General features: G+C 36.9%; 12 protein-coding genes. 4 read left to right on the forward strand and 8 right to left on the reverse strand.

All coding sequences use genetic code 11. The annotated features are described in order from the left end of the window. The first annotated feature begins 13 nt into the window (after positions 1-13). Positions 14-1,009, forward strand: coding sequence for a YncE family protein (locus ACFOW1_RS09900; protein WP_379013971.1), 996 nt, complete (start codon positions 14-16; stop codon positions 1,007-1,009). 76 nt (positions 1,010-1,085) lie between these two features. Here ACFOW1_RS09900 and dusB read toward each other — a convergent pair whose 3' ends face one another. Further along, on the reverse strand, positions 1,086-2,123 hold the full coding sequence (gene dusB, locus ACFOW1_RS09905) for a tRNA dihydrouridine synthase DusB (RefSeq protein WP_379013972.1): 1,038 nt from the start codon (positions 2,121-2,123) through the stop codon (positions 1,086-1,088). A 154-nt stretch (positions 2,124-2,277) separates the two neighbouring features. On the opposite strand from dusB, the gene ACFOW1_RS09910 reads away from it, so the two are divergent. From ACFOW1_RS09910 to ACFOW1_RS09920, 3 genes are read left to right on the forward strand one after another with little or no spacing between them, the layout of a single operon-like run. Beyond that, a complete protein-coding gene (locus ACFOW1_RS09910) occupies positions 2,278-3,300 on the forward strand; it encodes a CPBP family intramembrane glutamic endopeptidase (protein ID WP_379013973.1) in 1,023 nt (340 codons plus the stop codon). A gap of 4 nt (positions 3,301-3,304) precedes the next feature. Further along, positions 3,305-3,511 carry a putative signal transducing protein gene (locus ACFOW1_RS09915; RefSeq protein WP_379013974.1) on the forward strand — a complete coding sequence of 69 codons (207 nt, stop codon included), beginning with the start codon at positions 3,305-3,307 and terminating at the stop codon, positions 3,509-3,511. A 34-nt stretch (positions 3,512-3,545) separates the two neighbouring features. Next, positions 3,546-4,424 carry a phosphatidate cytidylyltransferase gene (locus ACFOW1_RS09920; RefSeq protein WP_379013976.1) on the forward strand — a complete coding sequence of 293 codons (879 nt, stop codon included), beginning with the start codon at positions 3,546-3,548 and terminating at the stop codon, positions 4,422-4,424. A 164-nt stretch (positions 4,425-4,588) separates the two neighbouring features. Here ACFOW1_RS09920 and ACFOW1_RS09925 read toward each other — a convergent pair whose 3' ends face one another. The 7 genes from ACFOW1_RS09925 to ACFOW1_RS09955 all read right to left on the reverse strand — a co-directional run bounded on the left by ACFOW1_RS09925 (position 4,589) and on the right by ACFOW1_RS09955 (position 12,247). Further along, positions 4,589-5,314 carry an FKBP-type peptidyl-prolyl cis-trans isomerase gene (locus tag ACFOW1_RS09925; RefSeq protein WP_379013977.1) on the reverse strand — a complete coding sequence of 242 codons (726 nt, stop codon included), beginning with the start codon at positions 5,312-5,314 and terminating at the stop codon, positions 4,589-4,591. A 20-nt stretch (positions 5,315-5,334) separates the two neighbouring features. After that, positions 5,335-6,669 carry an argininosuccinate lyase gene (gene argH, locus ACFOW1_RS09930; protein ID WP_379013978.1) on the reverse strand — a complete coding sequence of 445 codons (1,335 nt, stop codon included), beginning with the start codon at positions 6,667-6,669 and terminating at the stop codon, positions 5,335-5,337. Between the two features lie 103 nt (positions 6,670-6,772). Beyond that, complete coding sequence (locus tag ACFOW1_RS09935; RefSeq protein WP_379013979.1) at positions 6,773-7,834, reverse strand: M20 family metallo-hydrolase; 1,062 nt, start codon at positions 7,832-7,834, stop codon at positions 6,773-6,775. A 29-nt stretch (positions 7,835-7,863) separates the two neighbouring features. Continuing rightward, positions 7,864-8,667, reverse strand: a complete 804-nt coding sequence (argB, locus tag ACFOW1_RS09940; protein WP_379013980.1) for an acetylglutamate kinase — start codon at positions 8,665-8,667, stop codon at positions 7,864-7,866. Continuing rightward, on the reverse strand, positions 8,667-9,638 hold the full coding sequence (locus tag ACFOW1_RS09945; protein WP_379013981.1) for an acetylornithine carbamoyltransferase: 972 nt from the start codon (positions 9,636-9,638) through the stop codon (positions 8,667-8,669). Before ACFOW1_RS09945 ends, argB begins: the two co-directional genes overlap by 1 nt. Before the next feature lie 215 nt (positions 9,639-9,853). Beyond that, positions 9,854-10,879: a recombinase RecA gene (recA, locus tag ACFOW1_RS09950; protein WP_379013982.1), complete on the reverse strand. Its 1,026-nt coding sequence runs from the start codon at positions 10,877-10,879 to the stop codon at positions 9,854-9,856. 294 nt (positions 10,880-11,173) lie between these two features. Continuing rightward, positions 11,174-12,247 carry an iron-containing alcohol dehydrogenase family protein gene (locus ACFOW1_RS09955; RefSeq protein WP_379013983.1) on the reverse strand — a complete coding sequence of 358 codons (1,074 nt, stop codon included), beginning with the start codon at positions 12,245-12,247 and terminating at the stop codon, positions 11,174-11,176. Positions 12,248-12,258 lie beyond the last annotated feature (11 nt).

Genomic DNA, 12,258 nt, shown 5'->3' on the forward strand with positions numbered 1-12,258 from the left:
AATTATAAATAAAATGAAACACATCGTATCGCTTACAATGCTTGCTATTATCGCTTTTACTAGCAATGCACAATTTAAAGTTATTAATAGTTTTAAAATCGCTAGCAATGGTGGCTGGGATTATATTTCAGTTCAGCCAAACAGCAATCGTGTATTTACTTCTCATGGCAACCAAGTAAACGTGTTAGACAAAACCACAGGCGATTCTTTAGGTTTTATTCCAGGAACCATTGGCGTTCATGGAATTGCTTTTATACCAGCGTTGAACAAAGGTTACACTAGTAATGGTAGATTAAATAATGTATTTGTATTCGATCTAAAAACATTGGCTGTTTTAGATTCTATTCCAACAGGCAAAAACCCTGATGCTATTTTTTATGATGACTTTTCCAAAAAATTAATTACTTGCAATGGTCGTAGTAACGATTTATCTTTTATTGATCCTGTTACGCAAAAGGTAGTAGCGACAGTTGCTGTTGGCGGCAAACCAGAAACAGCTGTTAGCAACGGAGCAGGTAAAGTTTTTGTAAATATTGAAGATAAAAATGAAATTGTAGCAATTGATACAAAAACATTTAAAGTAGAAGGACATTGGTCTTTACTACCTGGCGAATCACCAACGGGCTTGGTAATTGATAATAAAACAAAACGTTTATTTGCCGCCTGCGGCGATAATAATTTTTTAGTAATACTTGATGCAGAAACTGGTAAACTGGTAGATAAATTACCAATTGGAAAAGGTTGCGACGGCGCATCTTTTGACCCAACTTTAAAAAATATTTATACTTCAAATGGTAGCGATGGCACAATCACTGTTATTCACGAAGACTCGAAAGATAAATTTAGCGTTATAGAAACCATCCCTACAAAAAAGAGTGCGAGAACAATGGATATCGATGTTGCTACGCATAAATTATATTTACCAGCATCAGATACTGAACCAGCAACAGGTAATGGCAGACCAAAGATGATTCCTGGTACATTTCAAATTTTAGTTGTAGGTAAATAAAATTATAATATAATAAATTACTTAATAAAAAATGGCTTCCAAAAAAGAAGTCATTTTTTATTGTCAATAGTTAACATTACAATGGGCAGTTCTCGTGATAATTAATTAATTCTATTGGACTATGTTCAATCTCAAATCCATGATAATATCTATGAATTTCATCTAAAACCTCAATAATTTCATCTTGCAACATTAAGGTTACAAGTCTAGCTCTAAAATCTTTAATATTGGGTAAGCCACGTAGATAATTAGCATAATGCCTGCGCATTTCAAAGATGCCCACTTTTGGCCCTTTCCATTCTACACTTTTAATCAAATGTTTTTTGCAAACGGCAATACGTTCTCCTAAGGTTGGTGGCGGCATCAGTTCACCAGTATTTACAAAATGTTTAATTTCTCTAAAAATCCAAGGATAACCAATGGCTGCTCTACCTATCATAACGCCATCAACGCCATATCGGTTTTTATAGTCTACCGCTTTTTGCGGGCTATCAATATCGCCATTGCCGAAAATTGGTATATTAATACGCGGATTATTTTTTACCTTTCCTATCAGTGTCCAGTCTGCCTCGCCTTTATACATTTGGCTGCGTGTACGACCATGAATTGCCAAAGCTTTAATACCGCAATCCTGCAATCTTTCAGCTACTTCTTCAATATTTTTACTATCGTCATCCCAGCCCAAGCGGGTTTTTACAGTTACTGGTAAAGAGGTTGATTTTACTACCGCAGTTGTTAAGCGAACCATTAAATCAATATCTTTTAATACGCCCGCACCGGCACCGCGGCAAGCTACTTTTTTTACAGGGCAACCAAAATTGATATCTAATAAATCAGGATTAGTGACATCTACAATTTTGGCTGCCAGGGCTAAGCTATCTTCATCACCGCCAAAAATTTGAATACCAACTGGACGCTCATAATCAAAAATATCCAACTTTTGGCGACTTTTAATCGCATCACGAATAAGCCCTTCACTGCTGATGAATTCTGTATACATCAAATCCGCGCCATTATCTTTACAAACAGCTCGAAATGGCGGATCACTCACGTCTTCCATTGGCGCTAGCAATAAAGGAAAATCGGGTAATGCTATTTTATCTATTAATACCATAATTAATTAATGTTATGAGTTACTAGAAGCCAATTACAAGTAGTTTAAGTGTGTAGAGATTTTGAGATAAATCGCTTGAAATCTGTAACATGAAACTTGTAACTTATGCTTGTGTATCTTTGATTCAAACAACAAATTTACAAGCTTATTTTTTATGGAAGTAAATGATGCACAATTGCCTCAAGAAGGGCAAACACCTATTACAACTTTTGAAGACTATATACCAAAGCCGCAACCAACTGCAAAACAACCAATCAGCTATTTTGGCCAGCTTGCCATATTACTTGGTCTTTCAGGTGGTGGTTTAGTTGTTGGCGGCATTATATCTATAATTATTTTCATTGCTATGAAAGGTGGCGGTCTCTCATCACTTACAGAGTCAGAAATGCTGAAGCCAGAAAATGCCAATATTAACAAGGTCATACAACTAGTAAGCACGTTGTTTTTGTTTTTTACACCTGCATTTTTCTTTGCACTAATAGTAAATGGCAAACCATTAAGTTATTTGGGGTTTAATAAAAAAGTGTCACTTAAGCAGATTGCACTTGTTGTATTAATTGCGGGAACAGGTCTATTTTTAAGTGGCGCTTTAGGCGAACTCAACCAATTAATTCCAATCAGTAAAAGTGCCAGACATTATTTTCAGGTATTAGAAGATAAATATGTTGATGAAATGCTATCGATGGTACAAATAAAAACTGCAACAGACTATATCATTGGGTTATTAATTATCGCATTGGCGCCAGCTATTTTAGAAGAACTATTTTTTAGAGGCGCATTGCAGCAATTACTTACGAATTGGACTAAAAAGCCTTGGCTAGCAATTGCCGTTACAAGTGTTGTATTCAGCGCAGTACACTTTAGTTATTTTGGTTTTTTGCCAAGAGCAATGTTGGGCGCCGTTTTAGGCTTATTATTCTATTACAGTAAAAATATTTGGACCAATATTCTAGCACATTTTTTTAACAATGCTATCGCCATTTCTCAGATATACTTTTTGTCTTTTTCGGGTAAGGTTGATAAAAAAGTATTACAAGATTTAGATAAATCGCAGCTTGGCGGCTGGCAAATAGCGTTAGTTGGTATTGCAAGTGCAGTAGCTATGATTGTATGGCTAGGCTATTTTAAAAAAGAAAGCGACAAAATATTAGCAAAAATTCAACTAGAAACAGCTTAGCAATATGCAGCAATGGTATTTATTGTACAAAACACGTAATTACGCAGAAGCCAATATTATTCAAGGTATGTTGGCTGAGAATCAAATTCCTGTTCAGTTATTGAACAAGCAAGATAGCAGCTACCTCAATTTTGGCGATATAGAAATTTTAGTGCCAATGGGGCTAAAAGATGTCGCCCAAAGCCTTTTAGACAAGGCTTTGCTAAACTAGGTGCTACAATAAATTACACTTTACAAATTGCATTATGGCTTTTAATTTTCAAACTTTTAAAACACGTGCTTTAACGGCTATCATATTTGTAGCAGTAATGCTAGCTGGCTTGCTGTACAATCATTGGAGTTTTTTAGTGTTGTTTACAGTAATACATTTTGGCTGCTGGATAGAGTATCAGAAACTAATTGGTTTAATAGATCCTGAGTATCAAACCATCTCGTCTTTTCATAGAAATACCATCATGCTATTAGGCTGGAGTTTCCTGCTGTTCATGACGAATGATGCCTACAGAATTGGTCGCATACCTGTTCACGCCATTGGCTGGTATGGTATTATGTTATTTACTATTGTTTTTTGCTTAAATGAAATCTTATTAAAAAAGAACTTGAATGTAAGGGCATTAGCGTATTCTGCTTTTGGCTTAGTTTATATCTCATTAAGTTGGGGGTTAATGATGAGTTTAAGAAACGATGGCATGTTGTTTAAAGGCACCAGCTTATTCTTAGATTTTGGATGGGCCGTTCCTGTGGGTTTAATAGCTAGCATTTGGATTAATGATACGATGCAGTATTTAGTTGGGTCATTTATTGGTAAAACACCATTCTCTAAAATCTCACCTAAAAAAACATGGGAAGGAACCATTGGTGGCTCGTTTTTGTGTATCGTACTTGCTGCATTCATTCCTTTTTTTATCACCAAACAATTTGACGTTGAAATCATTGGTATTGCTACAATTGCTGCGGTTCTTGGTACGCTAGGCGATTTACTAGAAAGCAAATTAAAACGCATGGCTGGCGTAAAAGATAGTGGGCAAATAATGCCTGGACATGGTGGCTTTCTAGACCGATTCGATTCTTTGTTATTGGCTACGCCTTTTGTATGGCTATTTTTAAAGTTGATAATGGGTTAAATAACATACGCTACGGTAAAAGCTGAAGACAAAACAAAGCGTACATACCGATAGCTATCGGTAGTGTGACACAACAGACGCTAAATAGTGGTACCAAAGCTGGTAAACAAAAAAGCCATCATTCTTTTTAAGAACAATGGCTTGATATGCGTTTTGTAAAGAGATTATTTCTCGATGCTAATTAATTCAACATCAAAAATTAAAGTAGAACCTGGCGCTATTGATGGACCAGCTTGTTGGTCGCCATAAGCTAGTTCTGAAGGGATGTACAATTTCCACTTGCTACCTACAGTCATTAACTGTAAAGCTTCTGTCCAGCCTTTAATTACGCCAGCCACAGGAAATACAATTGGCTCGCCTCTATCTACAGAGCTATCAAATACTTTACCATCAATCAATGTACCGTGATAATGACATTTTACTTTATCACCCATTTTTGGTTTGGTGGTATCAGTACCAGCTTTTACCACTTCGTATTGTAGACCGCTAGGCAATGTAACCACACCTGGACGTTTGCCATTAGCATCTAAAAACTTTTTACCAGCAGCTTTAGCCACTGCCGACTTTGCACTTTGTGCTTTTTGCTGATATGTGCCGATACAAGCATCTAAACCTTCTTCAACAATTGCTAGTTTATTACCTTTTAACACGTCGTTTATGGCTTTTTGAAATACCACTTGATTGATACCTTCAAACCCTTGTGATTTAATGTTTTGGGCTATACGAGCACCCAATGCATAGCTCGCACTATCGGTGCTGTTTTTTAATGGATTTACTACTGCTAATGGTTTGGCTGTGGTAGCTGTAGGCTTAGCAGCAGGTTTTTTTACCTGAGCAGTTACAGAAATGGCAGCAGCTGTAAATGTCAAAATAATCGCAACTTTTTTCATGTTACTTGTTGTATGTGTTTTTAATAATTAACTAATTTTTTAATGGCTTCATGCACTTTCTCAAACCCAAATGTACTAAGTGTTGTGTCCATCATCGCTTTAATTTCTTTGGTACACAAATTACCTATTGATCCTTCGTGTGTGTGATTTACAGCCGATGAATACTCAAATTTACCTGCTTCAATACCACGACCAATTTGTTTGTAAGCATCTCTAAAAGGCACACCTTGTAACACTAGTTTATTTACTTCTTCAACGCTAAAAATGTATTGATATTTTGCATCAGCGACAATGTTCTGTTTCACAGTAATGTTACTAAGCATTAAAGTAGCCATTGCAATACAATCTTTCAAGGTTTTAAACGCAGGGAATAAATGTTCTTTTAGCAGCTGTAAATCTCTATGATAACCACTTGGCAAGTTAGTAGTCATCATGGTTATTTCGTTTGGCAATGCTTTGATACGATTACAATGGCTGCGAATTAACTCAAATACATCTGGATTTTTCTTGTGTGGCATAATGCTACTGCCAGTTGTAAGCTCAGCAGGAAAAGATACAAAATCAAAATTTTGATTTAAATACAAGCACATATCCATACTCAATCTCGCTAATGTATCAGCCACATTTGCCAAAGCTTGTGCAGTTATGCGTTCAGCTTTTCCTCGACCCATTTGTGCATACACCACATTGTAATTCAAGTTCTCAAAACCCAATAATTGCGCAGTTAAGCTTCTATTGATTGGGAAAGAGGAACCGTAACCAGCCGCTGAACCCAAAGGATTTTTATTAACAATTTTGTAGGCAGATTGTAACGTTATCACATCATCTACCAAGCCCTCGGCATAAGCACCAAACCACAAACCGAAAGATGATGGCATGGCCAATTGCAAGTGCGTGTAACCGGGTAATAAATCGCTTTTAAAAGTTTCGCTCTGCTGTTGCAGCAATTCAAAAAAAGGTATAATTGTATTTACCAATGTTTCTATTTCGCTGCGCAAAAAGAGTTTTAAATCCACCAAAACTTGGTCGTTTCTACTTCTTGCAGCGTGAATCTTTTTACCTACTTCTCCGAGTTTTTGTGTCAATAAAAATTCAATTTGTGAGTGAATATCTTCAACACCATCTTGAATAACAAAACTATTATTTTGTGTACTTGGGTAAATTGAGCGTAACTCTTTTACTAAAATATCTTTCTCTTGAACGGTAAGCAGTCCAATGGTAGCAAGCATTTCAGCGTGTGCAATATTACCTAGCACATCGTAAGGCGCTAGCAATAAATCCATTTCACGGTCTTTGCCAACTGTAAAAGTTTCTACTTCTTGTAACGAGGCTATATCTTTTTGCCAGAGTTTCATGTTTAAAGTTTCTTTTGGGGTAACCAGCTATTCTGCTGCTATTAAGCTGTTGTTGCGTCGCACACTTGTACGTTCTTATCGCTATGCAACTAGTAACTAGCAATTATCTTATAATTTGATCCAACAGCTTTATATACGTTGCTACACCATCTTCAATTTCAGCTATGTAAATGTATTCATCTGCAGTGTGGCTTCTGGCACTATCACCAGGACCCATTTTTAAGGTAGCAAAAGGCATCAACGCTTTGTCGCTAGTTGTAGGCGAGCCATAATAACCTTTACCCAAAGCCATACCAGCTTTTACCAAAGGATGGTCTAAAGCAATTGATGTCGATTTCATTCTTGTAGTACGTGGCTTAAACTTGCTCTTCAAATTCTTTTGAAGTTCGCTCAAAATTTCATCAAAGGTGTAGAGCTCATTTACACGTACATCAATCACAAACTTGCACTGTGCAGGTACAACATTGTGTTGCTTGTTGTCTGTTTCAATTACTGTAACAGTCAGCATGCTTTCACCTAAAAGGCTACTTACTTTTTCAAATTTATAATTGCGTATCCAATTGATATCGTCAACAGCTTTATACAAAGCACTCTCACCTTCTTTACGTGCGGCATGACCTGCTCTTCCTTCGGCTGTGCAATCTATCACCATCAAGCCCCGTTCGGCTACCGCCATTTCTAATTTAGTTGGCTCGCCTACTATACCAAAGTTGATGTTACCTAAATACGGCAAAACCAATTCAATACCATTTACACCACTAATCTCTTCCTCAGCGCTAGCAGCAAATACCACATTGTACAACAAGTTTTCTTCGTGGTAAAAATGTAAGAACGTCGCTATTAAACTTACCAAACAGCCGCCAGCATCGTTACTACCAAGACCAAATATTTTACCATCTTTTTCCAGCGGAAAAAAAGGGTCAACGGTATAGCCTTTGTTGGGTTTTACCGTATCATGGTGCGAGTTGAGTAAAATGCTTTCTTTATTTACATCGTAATGCTTGTTTTTAGCATAAATATTATTACCCACACGAGCAAAAGGAATACCGTGATTTTGGAAAAAAGCACACAAAATTTCTGCGGTATCGTTTTCTTCTTTGCTAAAAGATGGCGTTGCAATTAACTGCTTTAGTAAATCAATTGCATCTGCTGTAATACTTGTCATTGTTGTATTTGAAGGTAATGAATATATTTTTATACATTAATAATAGCTGTACCACTATTACCACTAATGAGTTCTTGTAATTGTTCTGCCTTGCCGATGATTACCTTACTTACACCATTGTTAATAGCTGCAAAAGCATTATCAAGCTTTGGTATCATACCAGCAAAAATGCGGTGCTGTTCTTTCAGTTCTTGGTAGTAAATGGGTGTTAAAGATGATATTACAGAAGTATCGTCATTGATATCAAGCAATACACCTGCTTTCTCAAAGCTATATATCAATTCTACGTTGTAAATAGTGCTTAGTGCTTTTGCTGTTTCTTGTGCTATAGTATCTGCGTTGGTGTTTAATAGCAAGCCGTTTAAATCGTGTGTAATTGGCGCCAAAACAATAGCTATTTGCTGCGCTAATAAACTTTGTAATAAACTTGTATTTACAGTATCAACATCACCCACAAAACCATAATCAATGCCCCCAACCCCTAAAGGGGAGTTAGAACCTCGTTTGTGTGATTGTATGGTATTGCCATCCGCACCACACAATCCTAAAGCATTGCAACCATTGCCTTGTAATTGTGCTACAATGTTTTTATTAATTAAGCCAGCATATACCATGGTTACAATCTTCAGGGTTTCAGCATCTGTAATTCTTCTGCCATCTATCATTTGCTGCTCTATACCAAGCTGTGATGCCATTTTAGTAACTAATTTTCCGCCACCATGTACTAAAACTTTCAAGCCTTTAACAGCTGCAAAATCTTTTAAAAAAGCTACTAGCTTCTGATCATCGTCAATAATATTTCCGCCAATCTTTATGACATATAATTTCTCCATTACAAAGACTTCAATACTTCTGATAATACTGCCTGTGCAGCCCAAACTCTATTACTTGCTTCTAGCGTAACTAAACTATTTGGTCCATCTAAAATTTCATCACTCAATTCTACATTACGTCTTACTGGTAAGCAATGCATTACTTTGGCATTATTGGTCAATGCTAGTTTTTCATTGGTCATCATCCATTTAGGGTCGTTTTCGTACACTTTACCATAATCGTTATAAGTACTCCAGTTTTTGATATAGACATAATCAGCATCTTTCAATGCTTCATCTTGATTATGCGTGATAGTGGCACCTACAGTAAATTTTTCAGCCAACTCATAATCTTCTGGATGTGTAATTACAAAATCTACTTCACCCCAAGCCGTCATCCATTCTGCAAAGCTATTAGCAACACACTGTGGCAAAGCTTTTACATGCGGCGCCCAAGTTAACACAACTTTTGGCCGACTTTTGACCGTTGACCGTTGACTGTTAATCAAATCTTCCTGTATAGTAATAACATCCGTAAGGCTTTGTAATGGATGTAGCGTAGCACTTTCTAAACTTACTACTGGTACACCAGCATATTTAATAAACTGGCTAATGTACATTTCGCTGTAGTCATCTTCTCTATTTTGCAAACCTGGAAAAGTTCTAATGGCAAGCATATCAAAGTATTCACCCATTACAGGTGCAGCATCTTTAATATGTTCAACAGTGTTACCGCTCATGATGGCTCCTTCTTCAAATTCCAATGCCCAGCCTTCTTTGTCTACATTAAATACAATAGCTTCCATTCCAAGGTTTTTGGCTGCTACTTGTGTACTTAATCTTGTACGTAAGCTTGGATTTAAAAAAAGTAAGCCTATACGCTTATCTGCCCCTAATGCTTTATCTACCAATGGATTAGCTTTGTATGCCAATGCCTTTTCTACAATACTATTGATGTTGGCAACATCTTTAACTGATATAAATTGTTTCATACCCTACACCCAAAGAGGTCATTATTATATTGATTATAAAATATGTATAGCACTTTTCAAGTTGCCAAATATAACAATCCTGCATGTTTTAGCTTTTAAAAAGAAATCTACGCGATTATTTAACAAACATTGCTTTCTACAATTGCTATAAAAAACAAGCCACCTCTTTTACAAGAGATGGCTGTTCTACTTACTAATCCGTATACCGAATGTGTTTATTCTTCTTCTTTTATTACAATACCACCGCCTACGTTTTCAGCAATTTTTGCTCTAATTTTTGCTTCAATTTCGTTGGCTAGTTCAGGATTATCTCTCATTAAACCTTTCACAGAATCACGACCTTGACCTAATTTATTGCCTTCGTAGCTAAACCAGCTTCCGCTTTTATTAACAATACCAAGTTCTACACCCATATCAATAATCTCACCTACTTTACTAATACCTTCACCAAATATGATGTCGAACTCAGTAGCTCTAAATGGTGGCGCTACCTTGTTTTTTACCACTTTTACCTTTACATGGTTACCTATTGCCTCATCACCGTCTTTAATTTGTGCCGAACGTCTAATATCTAAACGAACAGATGCATAGAACTTTAATGCATTACCACCAGTAGTAGTTTCTGGGTTACCAAACATTACCCCAATTTTTTCACGCAGCTGGTTAATGAAAATACAAATGGTGTTGGTTTTATTAATAGTAGCGGTCAACTTACGTAAAGCTTGGCTCATTAAACGTGCATGTAAGCCCATTTTACTGTCACCCATTTCACCTTCAAGTTCACTTTTAGGTACTAAAGCTGCTACTGAGTCAATAACTACCACATCTAAAGCACCTGATAAAATTAAACGATCGGCAATTTCTAATGCTTGCTCACCATAGTCTGGCTGAGAGATTAAAAGATTATCTACATCAACGCCTAATTTTTGCGCATAAGCACTATCAAAAGCATGTTCAGCATCTATAATGGCACACATACCACCAAGCTTTTGTGCTTCAGCAATAATATGTGTCGCTAAGGTAGTTTTACCACTACTTTCTGGACCGTAAATTTCAATTATTCTTCCTCTAGGAATACCGCCTACGCCCAATGCAGCATCTAAGCCAATAGAACCTGTGGAAATAACTGCCATCGGTTCTTTGCTTTTTTCATTCATCATCATTACACTGCCCTTGCCATAGTCTTTGTCTATTTTATCCATTGTAAGCTTCAAGGCTTTCAACTTTTCTACATTGCTCATTGGTCGTATTTTTTATCTATCAAATATAATAATGGAACAAAAGTAATAGAATTTAGTTATCAACACTAATTATTTTAGTATTTTTTGCTAACTTTTTGTGTTAGCATTTCTTATGCCGATAAAAGCATCTAACGTTGCTAATCTACACCCGATTGCAACGGAAAGCCCACAGGCTGAGGCACGAAGCCGAGGACTTGCAGTGCAAAGCGGGACAAATGCTGAGATTTAAACATATGCTTGTGTTCAATAACTAATAAAAAACGCCGCAAGGGCGGCGTTATAATCATTGAAAATTTATAATTTTTCGTAAAGGGCTCTTAGCTTTTCACGAGTCATTATTTGCTCCCAATTTTTACCAAGTGCATTTTCCCATAGTGGTTTCATACCAAGGCTTACATTTATCATAGCCTCAAATTGTTCATCAGATAAGCTTTTGCAAATGCCCTCAGGAATGAATATATCGTTATTAGCTACCATTTGTTTAAATTCAGCCACACCTTTTGGATAATATTCTTCAATATGATTCATCACTATACAGTTGCCAATGCCATGCTTAGTTCCTAACAAATAACTTAAGCCATAGCTTACCGCATGCGCAACACCTACTTGCGAATAGGCAATACTCATACCGCCCGCATAAGATGCCATCATTAATTTATCGTCGTGCTCGTCTGTCCAAGGTTTTTTACCCAAGAAAATATCTTGACAAAGCTGTAATGCTTTCTCGCCGTAGCTTTTACTAAACTCATTGATGAAATTACCCTCAAGGCTTTCTATGCAATGAATATAGCAATCCATGCCAGTGTAAAAACGCTGATTGGCAGGCGCATCTTTGGTTAATTCAGGGTCAAGCACAATTTGGTCAAACGGTGTAAAATCGCTGTTCATACCAAGCTTGCGTGTAGGGCCTGTAAGCACCGTTGTTCTTGATACTTCTGCACCTGTACCACTTAATGTAGGAATACCAGCTTTGTACACACCGGGAAATTTCACCAAATCCCAGCCTTGATAATCGGCACTAGAACCTGGGTTTGTCATCATTAAGCTTACGGCTTTTGCCAAATCCATCGTACTACCGCCACCAATGCCAATGATGCCACTTACCATACCAAACTCAGCTTTTAGCTGTTGTGCCAATGCATCTACCTGAGTAGTTTTAGGTTCATAGGTAACATCAACAAATATTATTTTATCCTTACCACGCAATGGTATGCGATTGGGCAAAGCTTTACCTTCAAAAAAATGGTCAACAAAGAAAATCATTGGCGCATCGACCTTACGCTGTGGCGCTAATATTTCGTCTAACTGGTTAAAGCTACCTCTACCGTATACCACATAGCTTACCATCTTAAAGTTTCTAAACTGCATATCCGTTATTT

This window comes from Parasediminibacterium paludis (genome assembly GCF_042651445.1).
Taxonomy (GTDB): domain Bacteria; phylum Bacteroidota; class Bacteroidia; order Chitinophagales; family Chitinophagaceae; genus Parasediminibacterium; species Parasediminibacterium paludis.